The 14641-nt window shown below is 69.5% G+C and carries 10 protein-coding genes; 3 read left to right on the top strand and 7 right to left on the bottom strand.

The annotated features are described in order from the left end of the window. Window positions 1-225: 225 nt before the first annotated feature. Window positions 226-4056 carry a S8 family peptidase gene (locus tag ACZ4IF_RS39425; RefSeq protein WP_467572378.1) on the top strand — a complete coding sequence of 1277 codons (3831 nt, stop codon included), beginning with the start codon at window positions 226-228 and terminating at the stop codon, window positions 4054-4056. Window positions 4057-4182: 126 nt separating this feature from the next. Here the strand turns inward: ACZ4IF_RS39425 and ACZ4IF_RS39420 are convergent, their stop codons facing one another. The 3 genes from ACZ4IF_RS39420 to ACZ4IF_RS39410 all read right to left on the bottom strand — a co-directional run bounded on the left by ACZ4IF_RS39420 (window position 4183) and on the right by ACZ4IF_RS39410 (window position 6921). Beyond that, a complete protein-coding gene (locus tag ACZ4IF_RS39420) occupies window positions 4183-5187 on the bottom strand; it encodes a helix-turn-helix domain-containing protein (protein WP_467572376.1) in 1005 nt (334 codons plus the stop codon). A gap of 309 nt (window positions 5188-5496) precedes the next feature. Continuing rightward, window positions 5497-6270, bottom strand: coding sequence for a class I SAM-dependent methyltransferase (locus ACZ4IF_RS39415; RefSeq protein ID WP_467572372.1), 774 nt, complete (start codon window positions 6268-6270; stop codon window positions 5497-5499). Between the two features lie 183 nt (window positions 6271-6453). Continuing rightward, window positions 6454-6921 carry an SAM-dependent methyltransferase gene (locus ACZ4IF_RS39410; protein WP_467572370.1) on the bottom strand — a complete coding sequence of 156 codons (468 nt, stop codon included), beginning with the start codon at window positions 6919-6921 and terminating at the stop codon, window positions 6454-6456. On the opposite strand from ACZ4IF_RS39410, the gene ACZ4IF_RS39405 reads away from it, so the two are divergent. Further along, window positions 6920-7474 (top strand): hypothetical protein, encoded by a 555-nt coding sequence (locus tag ACZ4IF_RS39405; RefSeq protein WP_467572367.1) that lies wholly within the window; start codon window positions 6920-6922, stop codon window positions 7472-7474. The genes ACZ4IF_RS39410 and ACZ4IF_RS39405 overlap by 2 nt on opposite strands. Window positions 7475-7786: 312 nt before the next feature. Here the strand turns inward: ACZ4IF_RS39405 and ACZ4IF_RS39400 are convergent, their stop codons facing one another. Further along, on the bottom strand, window positions 7787-9142 hold the full coding sequence (locus ACZ4IF_RS39400) for a mycothione reductase (protein WP_467572364.1): 1356 nt from the start codon (window positions 9140-9142) through the stop codon (window positions 7787-7789). A 451-nt stretch (window positions 9143-9593) separates the two neighbouring features. Here ACZ4IF_RS39400 and ACZ4IF_RS39395 point away from each other — a divergent pair, with 451 nt between their 5' ends. Further along, window positions 9594-10019, top strand: coding sequence for a VOC family protein (locus ACZ4IF_RS39395; protein ID WP_467572401.1), 426 nt, complete (start codon window positions 9594-9596; stop codon window positions 10017-10019). Window positions 10020-10032: 13 nt separating this feature from the next. Here ACZ4IF_RS39395 and ACZ4IF_RS39390 read toward each other — a convergent pair whose 3' ends face one another. From ACZ4IF_RS39390 to ACZ4IF_RS39380, 3 genes are all read right to left on the bottom strand, one after another. Beyond that, a complete protein-coding gene (locus ACZ4IF_RS39390) occupies window positions 10033-11472 on the bottom strand; it encodes a dihydrolipoyl dehydrogenase family protein (protein WP_467572361.1) in 1440 nt (479 codons plus the stop codon). A 284-nt stretch (window positions 11473-11756) separates the two neighbouring features. Next, window positions 11757-12956, bottom strand: a complete 1200-nt coding sequence (locus ACZ4IF_RS39385) for an epoxide hydrolase family protein (RefSeq protein ID WP_467572358.1) — start codon at window positions 12954-12956, stop codon at window positions 11757-11759. A 213-nt stretch (window positions 12957-13169) separates the two neighbouring features. After that, window positions 13170-14600 carry a dihydrolipoyl dehydrogenase family protein gene (locus tag ACZ4IF_RS39380; protein WP_467572397.1) on the bottom strand — a complete coding sequence of 477 codons (1431 nt, stop codon included), beginning with the start codon at window positions 14598-14600 and terminating at the stop codon, window positions 13170-13172. Between the last annotated feature and the right edge of the window lie 41 nt (window positions 14601-14641).

Below are 14641 nucleotides of genomic sequence, written 5' to 3'. Positions count from 1 at the left end.
GGTGTCCACCCCCCCCCCCCCACCATCCCCCCATCCCAACCCCGCGCGGGCGGGGGGGGGGGGGGGCCCCCCGCCGCCCCCCCGGGGGGGGGGGCGCCCCCCCCCCCCCCCCGGGGGGGGGGCCCCCCCCGCGCCTTCAGAGCCACTGGCGCAAAGGTGACTTGGCGCGGGTCCGACAGGCCCAGCTGCTGACCGACCGCCTGCTTCCCGCCACGCTTTCCCCCCATGAGATCAATAAGCAGACCGTGGCGGCGTGTTGCGCGTGCGCCGCAGTACCGCTCGGTGACGGTGGCCACCGTCGCGGCGGTCCTCATGGGAGCGGCCGCACCCGGCGTCGGCCCGAGCGCGCCCGGATCGGAACGTGCTCCGGGTGCCCTGCGTCCGTCCGTGCACAGGGTGACACTGATCACGGGAGACCGTGTCACGGTGACCCGGTACGCGGACGGCCGGCAGGTGGCCGCCGTGCATCCCGCGACAGAACATGACAGCGGCGGGTTCAGCACACGTGAGGTCGACGGTCGGGTGTACGTCACCCCTCACAGCGCCATTCCCTACCTGTCCTCGGGGCAGTTGGACCCCGCGCTCTTCAACGTGACGGACCTCATCGCGCAGGGATACGACGACTCCCACGCCAAGAAGCTGCCGCTGCTGCTGCGGTACGGCCGGTCGACCCGCCTCTCGGCGCAGAAGGCGCCCGCGGGTGCGGAGCGCCGACGGGTGCTCGACAGCATCGACGGTGTGGCGGTCACCACCGCCAAGGGCGACCTGAACACATTCTGGGACACCGTCACGGGGACGGCGGACAAGACCTCACGCGGTGCGAGCACGCGCGACCTCCGGGAGGCGCAGAAGCGCCCCGCCGCCTCCCGTCTGGCCGGCGGCCTGGAGAAGATCTGGCTCGACCGCAAGGTACGGGTGTCGCTGGACCACAGCGTGCCGCAGATCGGTGCCCCGGAAGTCTGGAAGACCGGGGTCACCGGCAAGGGCGTCAAGGTCGCCGTGCTGGACACGGGCATCGACGCCACCCACCCCGATCTCGCGGGACGCATCGGCGAGACGCACAACTTCAGCGCGAGCGACAGCACCCGCGACGCGGTCGGCCACGGCACTCATGTGGCGGCGACCATCGCGGGTTCGGGCGCGGCGGCGAACGGCACCCGCAAGGGCGTCGCACCCGACGCAGAGCTGCTCGTGGGCAAAGTGCTGGACGACACCGGCTCCGGCGCGTACTCCAACGTCCTGGCCGGCATGGAGTGGGCCGCCCACTCGGGCGCCCGAGTCGTCAACATGAGCCTCGGCGGTCCCGCGGCCGACGGCGACGACCCGCTCGTGACGGCGGTGGAGCACCTGACCGACGAGACCGGCACCCTGTTCGTCGTGGCGGCTGGAAACGAAGGCCCAGGCCTGGGAACAGTCGGCTCGCCCGGCACCGCCCCGAGCGCCCTCACCGTCGGCGCCGTCGACCGCAACGACGACCTGGCCGGCTTCTCCAGCCGCGGCCCCGTGGGTGAGACCGACAGCGTCAAGCCCGAACTGACGGCGCCAGGCGTCGACATCGTCGCCGCGCGCGCCGCGGGCACCCGGATGGGCACCCCGGAGAACGACCTCTACACCTCGGCGTCGGGAACGTCGATGGCGACGCCGCACGTTGCCGGCGCAGCGGCTCTTCTCGCGCAGCGTCACCCGAAGTGGAAGCCCCAGGACATCAAGAACGCGCTGGTCGGCTCGTCGAAGGTGATCGCGGGCCAGAGCGTGGACGAGCAGGGCGGCGGTCGTGTGGACGTCGCGGGGGCCTTCGCGCGAACCGTGGTCGGCACCGGGGCACTGGACCTCGGTGTGCTCGGGCCCGACAGCGGCACGACGACACGGACCACCGCATATACGAACGTCTCCTCGAAGCCGGTCCGCCTCACCCTGTCGCTTCAGGTGGAGCGTGATGGATCTACCGCCCCGGCCGACGCGATCACCACGAGCACTCCGACAGTCACCGTCGAGCCGGGCGAGACCGCCCAGGTGCCGATCGAGGCGCACGCTGCGGATCTGGAGCGGGGCCGCTGGTCGGGCTATGTGACGGCAACTCCGGACGACGGAACACCAGCCGTGCACACCGCACTCGCGGTGACGGTGCGGGGCGCGATGCGCACGCTGACGATGCACTTCGTCGACGGTGAAGGCAACCCCGCAGCGGTCCCGTCGCTGGAACTCTACGGCTCCGACTACCGGTTCGACACGCTGAGCTACGCCCTGCCCGGGCCCGACGGCACAGTCGCCCGCGTCACGCTTCCGGAAGACACGTACTTCTTCAAGGCCCTGGTGTATCAGACCGAAGTCAAGGGCTACCACTACACCGATGTCCTGCGGCCCGAGCTGAAGCTCGATTCCGACAAGGAGATCACGCTCGACGCCAGAACGGCGCGCCCCATCCAGGTCCGCACGCCCAAGGCGTCGGAACAGCAGGGCATGATCCACTTCGGCTCCTACCGGGCCGTCGGCACCCGGAAGATCTCCACCACGACGATCGACTTCGACTCCGTCCGCACTGTCTCCGCCACACCCACCACACCCGTCAAGAAGGGAACCTTCGAGTTCTACTCGCGCTGGCGGATGGTGGCTCCCCGACTTCAGGTTCATGTCCAGGGCAAGCACACCCCGGAACTCACCCCTGTGCTGTTCGCGCACTCGCCCGCCGTCGACGGCACACGCCGACTGCCCCTGGTCTACGTCGAGCCCGACTCACTGGCGGGCCGAGACCTGAGGGGCAAGGCAGTGCTGATGCACACGTCCGGCGGGTCCACGGACCAGATGGCCGCTGTGGCCAAGACCGGGGCCGAGGCATTGGTGATCATCAACGAGTTCCCGCTCCCGGTGTGGTCCCGCTGGGACCCGACCGGCGAACGCGACCCGATCACCGCCATGCACCTCCCGCAGCAGCAGGGTGAGAAACTCCTGGCCTGGCTGAAGCGGCACAAGCACCAGTCGGCCACGCTGGACCTGTCCGGCACGTCTGCCAGCCCGTACCTCTACGATCTGACCCTGTCCGAGAAGGGCGCCGTACCGGACCGCCTGACCTACACGGTGAAGGCGTCCGACACCGCGACGGTCGAATCCCGCTTCCACCGGCCCGGAACCGAGGCCTGGACGATCGAACAGCGGTTCGCGTGGCGCCCCTGGCAGGACACGTCGTTCGCGATGGACAACCGGTCCTACGTGAAGCTGCCCTTGACCCGGGTCGAGACGATCAGCGCCGGGGACACCGTGTGGCTGGAGAGAATCGCGCACAAGCCCCCGTGGGACACCGAAGGCTCGGTCGGCGGAGGAATGACGGGCGGCCTGCACCAGTACGCGGCCGGCCAGCACCTGCGCGAGAACTGGTACGGATCGGTCGTCCGCCCGTCCGCCCCGACCGGCAACCCCGGATTCCGCTCGGTACGCCAGGGCGACACCATCGCTCTGCGGCTCGCGGAGATGAGCGACGGTGAGAGCCACCACTACGGCTTCGCCGGTGACGACGAGACCGATCAGGTGCGTACGCGCCTCTACCGCGACGGCACGCAGGTGGCCGACCAGGCCCGACCGTGGGGCGACTTCCCGGCCGGGCAGGGGGAGGCCCTCTACCGGCTGCAGTTGGAGACGTTCCGCGACTCGCCCGCCTGGACCTTCTCGACGAGGACCGACACCTCCTGGTCGTTCCGGTCCGCACCGCCGGCGTCGGGCCAGGAGCAACTGCTGCCCCTGCTGCTCCTCGACTACGACGCCCCGGTCGACACCCGCAACCAGGTGAAGCGTGCGTCGTCGACGACCTTGCGGGTGACGGCTCGTCACCAGGACGGCTGGACCGGCCCGCACGTCAAGGGCATGCGGGTCTGGGCGTCGACCGACGACGGCGGGCACTGGACCTCCGTCCCGGCCTCGCTCCACCGCGACGGCACCTACGAGGTGCGTCTCGGCCGCGGCCTGACCTCCCGCTCCGGCTTCGTGTCCCTGCGCGCCGAGGCCTGGGACGGCGCGGGCAACAAGGTGGAGCAGACGGTGGTCCGCGCGTTCGGCGTGAGGTAGCCGAGGGCTCCGGGCGGTGTGGGTGACGCGATCGCCTTGTGGGGAGGCAGCGCGGCACCGCCTGGACGGTGCGGTCGGCGTGGGGCGCCGACCGCACCTTCTCGGTCTCGCCCCGCCGGCCGGGGGTCAGAGCCAGTCACGGCGTGCGGCATGCCAGCCGAGCTGTATCCGGGTCGCGACCCCGGCGAGGTTCAGCAGGCTCTGGATGCGCCGCTGAACGGTCCGCTTGCTGACACCCAGGCGTGTGGCGATCGATTCGTCGGTGAACCCGGCGATCATCAGGGACAGCACATGCCGGTCCTCCGGCGCCGGCGAGGCAGAGTCGGGCGCCGCCTCCCCGGCTTCGCCAATCCGGCCCTCCGATGTCACCCGCAGCGGGGTCCCTGCCTCCCAGTAGCGCTCGAAGAGGGCGATGAGCGCATCCAGCAGACTTCCCCCGCGGATCACCAGGGCCGTGACATCGTCGGGGTCCGCGACGGAGCCGGCCGGTGCCAGGGGGCAGATGGCCACGCTGCGGTCCGCGATCGCCATCCGGAGCGGCAGCGCAGGCACGGCACGTGCCTCCTCTCCGACGCGGACGGCTCTGACTACGTTGTCAACGGCGTCGGCATCGCTGAAGAATGCCTGCTCGTACAGGACTTGGTATCTGATGCCGCGGGCCAGGGCCTCGAACTCGGCCTGGTTCGTCCCCGACGGCATCGCGACGTACTGCGCCTTGCAGAACCACAGCAGCTCGTCGCGGGCACCTTCCTGGAGCTGGCGCAGCCGCTGGCGCAGCGCTTCGGCACCGGTGATCGTCTCGATCATCTCGACCGGGCCTCGGGCCCAGGCGTGGCGGCGGTAGGTCTCCGTCAGGTCGGTGACGGCGAGGCGTGCCTTTTCGAGGTCGTTGGTGCGGCGCTCGAGCCGCGGCAGCAGGGCGGGTTCGGGAGGGTTGGCGGCGAACCGGCCCGGCCGGCCCTCCACCGCCCGGGCGAGCCCCTTCTCGGCCAGTGCCGCGAGAAGCCGTTGCACCACGGCAGATTCGGCGCCCGTCGTCGCTGATATCTCCTCCGCCGATGCCGTGACGGTGGTGACAAGGGTGCGGTACACGTCGGCTTCGTGGGCCGAAACGCCCACCGCCTTCAACATCGCGTCTTTCTCCCATCCTTGGCCGGACGTGCGGCATGGAAGACCGGCGTCCCATGTTGGACTCTATGACCGCCGACAGACCTGATCGCTTGCGGGGGCACTCCCGCTCAGTGGCGGGCACTCCTCCCCGTGGGCCGGCCCCTTGCGGCAGTCCGCCGGGCGACCGCGCTGTGCGGACAGTCATGGATCTCTCTCACCCGACACTTGTGATTCGCAAGTGGCGGCGTCCACCTTGACAGTGTTACTTGCGATTTGCAAGTAGAAATCGCCGGGGTATCGCACCACAGCACCGTCGCGGTCGGCGACCGGCTAGCCGTCCGTACCGGCGGCCGACGGCGGTACCTCGACGACGAAGAACAGGAACGTGGTCCTGGTCGAGAGGTCGTGGAAGCCGTCGGGGAACAGTTCACGGGCGGCCGGGTCGGGCTGCGGCTCACTGATGACGGAAAGACGGAAACCGGCGGTGGTGAAGGCGTCCGTCATCGCGTGCAGGGGCTTGCGCCAGAGCCTCATCGGGAAGGGCGTCCCGTCGAGCGTCCAGTCGAAGGTGTAGCTCGTGGTCGCGAAGTAGTCGGGCGGTGGATCCTGGAACGTGTAGGCCACGAAGGGGTGGTCCACCGACGCGATCAGCCTGCCGCCGGGCCTGAGCACTCGCCGCAGCTCGGCCAGCGTCGGCCCCCAGTCCTCGAGGTAGTGCAGCACCAGTGACGCGACCACGTCGTCGAAAGCGCCGTCGGCGAACGGCAGCGGCTCGCCCAGGTCGACCACGTGCAGGTCCGCGTCGGCACCGAGCCGGCGCCTGGCCAGCGCCAGCATCCCGGCGCTGGCGTCGATGCCGGTGACGACCGCACCGCGCTCGCGCAGTGCGGCGGAGAGGGGGCCCGAGCCGCAGCCGGCGTCCAGAATCCGACGCCCCGTCACATCTCCCGCGAGGGCCAACATCGCGGGCCGCTCGTAGTAGGCGTTGACGAGGTTGTCCTCGTTCTCCGCCGAGTACGCCTCGGCGAAGCTGTCGTAGTCGTTCGCCCGGTCCCGGTGTGCCGGCTGAACGAGGCTTTCGGGTACGTCGGTTGCGCGTTCCATCGTCGCACCCTAGTGGTCACATGATCCGCCGGGCAGGTCCTGGACCCGTTCGTCCACTTCGAGCAGCTGTAGAGACGCTCCGCCTCACAAGGGCGGCCGACCAGGCGACCACGCCGGCCTGCCGCCCGGTTCGCACATGCTTCCCGGGTGGCCGGGCGGCACGTACCACTCCGTCGGCACGTCCTACGGCTGGAAGTACTCCGACATCAGCTCGCTGACCCATTCCGGCTGCTTGATGTCCACGGGGCGGAATTCCTCCATCGCCGGCTTCAGGTCGATGACGGGAGTGCCCGAGACCGCGTCGAGGCCCACCACCGTCAGTTCGCGGCCGTGGACGGACTCGATGGCGCAGGACGTCACGCCGATACGGTTCGGCCTGCGGGGGCCGCGGCCGGCGAAGACGCCGACCGGCGGGAGGTCGGAGCGACCTCGGTAGGGGCTGGGTTCGCGGTAGTCGTCGAGTTCCGCGAACTGGTCGAAGACGAAGAGGACTTCCACGTGGGAGAAGCCCTCCAGCCCCTGGAGGCATGCCTCGCCGAAGCGCTCGTCGACGGTGATCGTGCTGCGGACGGCACCCCAGTTGTCCGTGTGCTGGACGTCCGTCCTGTCGTTCCGGACCGTACCTATCGGTGTGATCTCGAAGCTCGGCATGGCCAGAGGCTATCCCCTGCGCACCGCTGCCGGCATCGAGATGATCGGCACCGCCGTGCACCAGGCTCCGACCCGTCGGCCGGCCGACGTTCGACCACCCGGCGGTGCCGGCTCAGGCGGCCGGAGTTCTCCATGCCGAGGCGGGGCGATCGCCGGCCGAGAGGCCGCCGCGGGGAAAACCGCCTACTGGCCGGACGGCGACGCGGAGCGGCTGGCCTGGCCGGTCGAGGGTGTGCTGTTCGACGTCGAGTGCAACGACTTCTGGCACGAGGACTGGGATCCGCGCCCCGCGGACGTTCCGGACGCCCTGGAGGTCGCCCGCACGCACCTGGCCGAGGTCCCGGTGATGGTGCCGGTCTACTCGCACCGGTACCTGCCGGCAGACCCGGACCGGACAGGTACGCCCGTGCTGCCGATGTACCAGACGGACATCGTCCACTACGGCGTCGATCCGATCGACTCCTTCCGCAACGAGTTCGGTGGCCCCGTGCTGACCACGCCCGACGACGATCGGTACGCCGCGATCCCGTTCTGGTCGTACTTCCTGCGCTGACTCTCGGGGCGAAGTGGTCCCGTGATCCCCGCATCGGGCCCGATCACTGCACTCGCACCCAAAACGCTCACGGTTTACTTGTATGCAAGGTGAATGCTGGCGGCGAGGGCCGATTCCGGCGTCCACCGGGCCTCCCGTGACAAGCGCTCCGCGGCTTCGTCGGCCTTCCGTGTGCGGCGACGAAGCAGGGTCCGGCCCCTGCCAAGCGTCAAGGGGTGGCCGCAAGGCATGTGTGTCGCTCCGGCGCGGTCCTGAGGCCGCGAAGGCCCCGTCGTCCCTCCCGGACGACTCGCCGGCTGCCGGTGTCCTCGCCTACAGATCCAGCAAGGCCTGTTCGACCACTTCGGTCAGAGCCGGGTGGATGTAGAGCACGTCCCGGGCGACCTGGTCCACCGTCGATCCCAGCATCATCGCCTGGAGCAGCGGCTGGATGAGCGTGGCGGCCTGGGGGCCGATGATGTGGGCACCGAGGATCGTGCGATCGACGGGATTCGCCAGGACTTTGGCGAAGCTGGTCGTGTCCTCCAGCGCCCAGCCGTACGCGGTCGCCGAATAGTCGCGGACACTCACCAGGCAGTCCTGCTTGCGGCGACGCGCTTCCTGCTCGGTCAGGCCGACGCTCGCGATCTGCGGGTTGGTGAACACCGCGTGCGGAGCGAGCTTGTTGGAGAGCGTACGGAGGTCCTCGGGATGGAGGATGTTGTGCTGCACCACTCGCGACTCGGCATTCGCCATGTGCTTGAGCTGGAAGTGGTTCACCGCGTCGCCGAGTCCCCAGACACCTTCCACCGACGTGCGGTAGGTGCCGTCCGTGACGATGTGACCGTGCTCGTCGAGTTCGAGCCCGCCGGCAGTGGCGTCCAGTCGATCGGTGTTCGGCCTTCGGCCGACGCAGACCAGCAGCATGGCGGCCTCGATGGCATGCGTGCCGTCGGGGCACGTCACCGTGACCTGCACCCCGCTCTCGGACGGTGCGACGGACGTGGCCTTCGCGTTCAGCAGCACGCGGTGACGCCGGGACGCCAGTTCGGTGAAGCGGGCCGACACCTGTTCGTCCTCCGCCATCAGCAGGCGTGGCCCGCGCTGCAGGATCGTGACATCCGTCCCGAAAGCGCTGAACACGTGGCTGAACTCCGCTGCGATGAAACCGCCGCCGAGCACCACCATGGACGGCGGCACCTCGTCGATCCGCATGATGGTGTCGGAGGTGTGATAGGCCACGGTGTCGAGGCCGGGGATGTCGGGTAGGACGGGACGCGATCCGACCGCGACGACGAAGGTGTCCGCCGTCATCTGCTCGTCTCCCACCTGAAGCACCTTCGGCGCGACGAAGCGTCCCGGCTCGGTGTAGACGTCAACTCCCTTCTTCCTGCGGTAGTCGACGGCGCTTTCGTGCAGTGGATCGATGTGGTCGAAGACCCGGTCGCGGATGGCTTTCCAATTGACCGGTTCGACGCTCGCGTGGACTCCTAGACGCGTCGCGGCGTGTGCCTCCTCGACCGCGTCGGCGGTGATGACGAACATCTTGCTGGGTATGCAGCCGCGGTTGAGACAGGTGCCGCCGAAGCGGCCCGGCTCCACGATCGCGGTGCGAAGGTGATCGAATTCTTCGTTGAGCAGCATGTTGCCGCTGCCCGTCCCCAGGATGACGAGATCGTAGTGCCGCATGCCCGTCCACCTTCCGTCGACGAGACAGTGACCTTGCGGCGCAGGGTCATGGGCTCATTGCCTCTTTGGTCTCAATTCTGGCTGTACGGCCCTGTTCCCACCACCAGATCGGCTCGACGGCGCGACCTGGCTCGCACCGCCGACCTGATGTTCCGCGACGCGGCGTCACGGATTGCGACGGCCCGTATCGTCTGGGTGTCCGTCCTCGAACGGTCCGCCGGCTGATTCCCCTGGCGGGGTCGGACGGCTCCGGCTGAACTTTCATGTCGGCTAAGCCAGAATTGTCTTACAGGTGGTGCGGGCGGCCCCGGACAGGATTCGGGTGTGCTGCCTCAGCACGGCCGTCCGCGGGCCACGCCCTGAGCGGACACGCGGCAAGGAGGTGGGGATGAGCACCTCACAGGCAGGACAGGAAGCCGCGGCGAGCGGTGTCGAAACGCCCGCGACGACGATGAAGTTCGAGGTCGCGGCCCTCCCGGTCGCCGACGTCGACCGAGCCCTGCGCTTCTACCGAGCGCTGGGATGGAGACTCGACGCGGACTACGAAGCCGGGCCGGAGTACAGGATCGTGCAACTGACGCCGCCCGGATCGGAATGCTCGATCCACTTCGGCCGCGGCGTCACCCCAGCGGCACCAGGCTCCGCCCACGGTCTCTACCTGGTGGTCCAGGACATCGAGGAGGCCCGCGCCGACCTCCTCGGAAGAGGTGTGGACGTGAGCGAGGCCTACCACAACACCTACGACACGGGTGCGCAGGTACGGGTGGACGGTCCCGCACCGGACGGGAGGAGCTACGCCACGTACGCCTCGTTCAGCGACCCCGACGGCAACGGGTGGCTCCTGCAGGAGGTCAAGGAGCGGCTCCCCGGCCGCTGACCGAACTCGTTGCTCAGCCCCGATGGGCTTCGAGCAGCCTCAGCCACACCTCGCTGATCGTCGGGAATGCGGGGACGGCATGCCACAGCCGCTCGACGGGGACCTCGCCGGCCACCACGACGGTTGCCGAATACAGCAGTTCGGCGATACCGGGACCGACGAAAGTGACCCCGACGACCGTGCCCCGGTCCAGGTCGATCACCATGCGGGCCTTGCCCCGATACCCCTCCGCGTACTGGTGTGCCCCGGCCACGCCGCGGAAGTCGTGGTCCACCACCTCGACGCGCATTCCGGCGTTCTCCGCCTCGCGTGCGGTCAGGCCGACCGACGCGACCTCCGGGTCGGTGAAGACCACTTGGGGTACGGCGGCGCTGTCCGCGGTCGCGATGTGCGGACCCCACCTTTGGGTGTCGACCGGTTCGCCGTGGGCGCGCGCGCCGATCACGGGTCCGGCGATGCGCGCCTGGTACTTGCCTTGATGCGTCATCAGGGCCCGATGGTTGACATCGCCGACCGCATAGAGCCAGCCGTCCTCGACTGCGCTGACACGGAAGGTGTCGTCGACGGTGAGCCATCCGCCGGGAGCCAGCCCGATGGTCTGCAGGCCGATGTCGTCGGTCTGCGGTGTCCGGCCGGTGGCGAACAGGATCTCGTCCGCGTCCAGTTGCCCGCCGTCCGACAGCCCGATGTGCACCGCGCCGTCGGGTCCTTCGTCCCGTGCGACGGACGTGACGGAGACCCCGAAACGCAGGTCGACGCCGTCCTCGCGCAAGGTCTCCGCGACCATCTCGCCGGCGAAGGGTTCCATCCGCGTCAGCAGGCAGTCGCCACGGACCAGCATCGTCACCTCGGAACCGAGCGCACGCCAGGCGGTGGCCATTTCGACGGCCACGACCCCTCCGCCGACGACGACCAGACGACGAGGGACGGCATCGGCGCCCGTCGCCTCGCGGTTGGTCCAGTGACGGATGCCGTCCAGACGGGGAAGGTCCGGTAGCGCGGTACGCGTACCCGTACACACGGCGACCGCGTGACGGGCGTCGAGCCGGACCGTCCCGCCCTCCGGGGTGGTCACCACCACCTGACGAGGCCCGTCGAGGCGGCCGTGGCCCCGCACGAGGTCGACGGAGACGGAGTTCAGCCACTCGACCTGGTCCTCGTCGTGCCAGTGGTTGACCATGTCGTCGCGGTGCGCGAAGACGGCGGGCACGTCCAGTGGTCCGTCGACCGCGCGCCTCAGTCCCGGCACACGGCGGGCATCCGCGCGTGCCAGTACCGGCCGGAGCAGCGCCTTGCTCGGCTCGCATGCCCAGAACGAACACTCACCGCCGAGCAACTCCTTCTCGACGATGACCGTACTGAGCCCTGCGGCCCGGGTCCTGTCGGCGACGTTCTCGCCGACGGGGCCTGCCCCGATCACGACGACGTCATATGTGCGAGCGGTGTCGTTCATGGCTGCTCCTGTGTCTTCGCCGACCCTCGCGAAGGCCCGGCAGCGCAACGATAGACACAACCCCGGCGTCGGCGATCGAGGCGCGCGAGGTGTCACACCTCTTGGGCGACATGCCGCGAGTCCGGCTGCGCGAGGCAGCCCGACCGCGTCGGCGGTCATGTCGGGCCCCCGATACGTGGGCGGGGCGGACGGGTGCGAGGAGAGGGGCGGTCGAACGGCTCACGCCGGAGCGAGTCAGCCGCCCTGTCGGTGTCAGGACCCGTGCCGGCCCCCGGGCGACGGGGCTACCGCAGGCTGCGGAACCCGTCGCGGATCTCCTTCACGAGGAGTTCCGGCTGCTCCCAGGCGGCGAAGTGGCCGCCCTTGGGGAGCTTGTTGTAGTGGACGAGGTTCGGGTACGCCTGCTCGGCCCAGCTCTTGGGGGCTGCGTAGAGCTCGTCGGGGAAGACGCTGACGGCGACGGGGAGTTTGACGCCCTTGGCGCCGAAGAACGGGGTGGTGTTCTCGGCGTAGAGGCGGGCGGCGGAGATCGCCGTGTTGGTCAGCCAGAACAGGGTGATGTTGTCGAGGACGTCGTCGCGGGACAGGCCCTCGGGCACGCCGTCGAAGGCCCGCGTGATCATGGCCAGGCTGGCCGCGTCGTGGTCGAGCAGGAAGGCCGCCAGGCCGACGGGGGAGTCCGCCAGGCCGGTCAGCGACTGCGGACGCGAGGCCATCATGTAGGCGTAGTAGACATGCCGGTAGACGAAGTCCAGCTGCTCGACCGCCTTCTTCTCCTCCTCGTCGGCGAGTACGGTCCCGGCCGGCAGCGGGTTGCCGACGGCGATGGCCTGCTCGATGGCCGGGGGGAAGATGCCGGGCATGTTGGTGTGGATGCCGAGCAGTCCCTCGGGCTCGTGCACGCCCAGCAGGTCGGTCACGACGGCACCCCAGTCGCCGCCCTGGGCGACGTACTCGGTGTGGCCCAGACGCTTCATCAGCTCGGCCCAGGCGCGGGCGATGCGCTCCGGGCTCCAGCCCTTGGAGGTCGGCTTGCCGGAGAAGCCGTAGCCGGGCATGGAGGGGATGACGACATGGAAGGCGTCCTCGGCCTTGCCGCCGTGGGCGGTGGGGTCGGTGAGCGGCTCGATGAGCTTGAGCTGCTCGACGACCGAGCCGGGCCAGCCGTGCGTGATGATCACGGGCATCGCGTTCTCGTGCTTGGAACGGACGTGGATGAAATGGATGTCCAGGCCGTCGATCTCGGTGATGAAGTTCGGCACCGACTTCAGCTTCGCCTCGACCTTGCGCCAGTCGTACTCCTCGGCCCAGTACCGGGCCAGCTCCTTGACGGTCGCCAGCTGTGTGCCCTGGGACTGATCCGCAACGGTCTCCTTCTCCGGGAAGCGCGCCGCCTTGATGCGTGAACGCAGGTCCTCCAGCTCCGCGTCGGTGACCTCGAAGGTGAACGGTCGGATCGACGTGTTGTCAGGGGTGACAGGCATCTCGATTTTCCTTGGCTTCTTGCGTGTGGGGATGGGGCGATCGGCAGGGGGGACGGCACGGAGAGGTGCCCGTGGGGCGAGTGGCCCGGATGGGTCCTGCCAGGCGGCCGGGGCTGCCGGCGCCATGTGGACGGTGGACGACGGCCGCCGCGGTGATGAGGTCCTTCCGGCCTGTGAGGCGGGGACAGTGCCGCGACGTCGACAGACCCTCTGTCAGCCGCGGTGGGTCTCCAGCAGCCTCAGCCAGACTTCGCTGATGGTGGGGAAGGCCGGGACGGCGTGCCAGAGTCGGTCGATCGGCACTTCGCCCGCGACGGCGATGGTGGCCGAGTGCAGGAGCTCTCCGACCCCGGGGCCGGCGAAGGTGACGCCGGCGACGGTGTCGCGGTCGAGGTCGATGAGCATGCGCGCCTGGCCGCGGTAGCCGTCGGCGTACTGATGTGCGCCCGCGACGTGGGAGAGGTCGTAGTCCACCACCTTGATCCGGCGGCCGCTCTGTTCGGCCTCACGTGTGGTCAGGCCGACGGATGCGACTTCGGGGTGGGTGAAGACGACCTGGGGCACGGCCGTCCGGTCGGCCGTCGCGACATGCGCGCCCCAGGGGGCGTCGTCGACCTGTTCTCCCTTGGCCCGGGCGCCGATGACGGTGCCGGCGATGCGGGCCTGGTACTTGCCCTGATGGGTCAGCAGGGCTCGTTGGTTGACGTCGCCGACGGCGTAGAACCAGCCGTCGGCGACGTCGGTCACACGGAAGGTGTCGTCCACCTTCAGCCAGTCGCCCGGGGTGAGGCCGATGGTCTCCAGACCCAGGTCCCAGGTCCGTGGCGCTCGTCCGGTCGCCAAGAGGATCTCGTCGGCGACCAGTTCGCCGCCGTCCGTGAGGGAGACGCGCACCTCGCCGTTCTCACGTCCTACCGAAGCGGCGGACGTCCCGAACCGGATGTCGACGCCGGCTTCGCGCAGCCCGTCGGTGACCAGTTCACCGGCGAACGGCTCCATCCGCTGCAGCAGCCCGTCCTCGAGAACCAGCATCGTCACCTGGGAGCCGAGCGCCTGCCAGACGGTGGCCATCTCGACGGCCACGACGCCGCCGCCCACCACGACAAGACGCGCGGGTACCCGGTCCGAACTGGTCGCTTCCCGGCTCGTCCAGGGCCGCACGTTCTCGAGCCCGGGAATGCCGGGAAGAGCCGCGCCGGTCCCCGTGGAAACGGCCACCGCGTACCGCGCCGTGAGCCTGACCGTGTCGCCTTCGGGTGTCTGCACGCTGACCTTGCGGGGCCCGTCCAGCCGGCCGTGGCCGCGTACGAGATCGACCGACACCGATTCCAGCCAGTCGACTTGGTCGTCGTCCTTCCAGTAGGAGGACATCTTGTCGCGGTGGGCGAGGACGGCTTCCACGTCCAGCGGTCCGTCGACGGCATGGCTCAGCCCGGGTACGCGGCGGGCGTCGGCACGCGCCACGACGGGACGCAGCAGGGCCTTGCTGGGGTCGCATGCCCAGAACGAGCATTCGCCGCCGAGCAGTTCACGCTCCACGATCACGGTGCTGAGCCCCGCTGCGCGGGTACGTTCGGCCACGTTCTCGCCGACCGGTCCTGCGCCGATGACGATCACATCGTAGGTACGGGCGGTCTCGTTCATCATGCTTCCGTTCATGAGTGCTTGGTGACTGGGTGTGCCGT

This window comes from Streptomyces sp. NPDC025784, from assembly GCF_055558435.1.
This window is presented reverse-complemented; position numbering and strand designations above follow the sequence as displayed.

Excerpts from the sequence above, each read along its gene's own strand:
- ACZ4IF_RS39380 (WP_467572397.1), bottom strand. The coding sequence starts at position 14,600 with ATGAACGAGACCGCCCGTACCTACGATGTGATCGTCATCGGCGCAGGA.
- ACZ4IF_RS39385 (WP_467572358.1), bottom strand. The coding sequence starts at position 12,956 with ATGCCTGTCACCCCTGACAACACGTCGATCCGACCGTTCACCTTCGAG.
- ACZ4IF_RS39400 (WP_467572364.1), bottom strand. The coding sequence starts at position 9,142 with ATGCGGCACTACGATCTCGTCATCCTGGGGACGGGCAGCGGCAACATG.
- ACZ4IF_RS39425 (WP_467572378.1), top strand. The coding sequence starts at position 226 with ATGAGATCAATAAGCAGACCGTGGCGGCGTGTTGCGCGTGCGCCGCAG.
- ACZ4IF_RS39395 (WP_467572401.1), top strand. The coding sequence starts at position 9,594 with ATGAAGTTCGAGGTCGCGGCCCTCCCGGTCGCCGACGTCGACCGAGCC.
- ACZ4IF_RS39410 (WP_467572370.1), bottom strand. The coding sequence starts at position 6,921 with ATGCCGAGCTTCGAGATCACACCGATAGGTACGGTCCGGAACGACAGG.
- ACZ4IF_RS39405 (WP_467572367.1), top strand. The coding sequence starts at position 6,920 with ATGGCCAGAGGCTATCCCCTGCGCACCGCTGCCGGCATCGAGATGATC.
- ACZ4IF_RS39390 (WP_467572361.1), bottom strand. The coding sequence starts at position 11,472 with ATGAACGACACCGCTCGCACATATGACGTCGTCGTGATCGGGGCAGGC.
- ACZ4IF_RS39415 (WP_467572372.1), bottom strand. The coding sequence starts at position 6,270 with ATGGAACGCGCAACCGACGTACCCGAAAGCCTCGTTCAGCCGGCACAC.
- ACZ4IF_RS39420 (WP_467572376.1), bottom strand. The coding sequence starts at position 5,187 with ATGTTGAAGGCGGTGGGCGTTTCGGCCCACGAAGCCGACGTGTACCGC.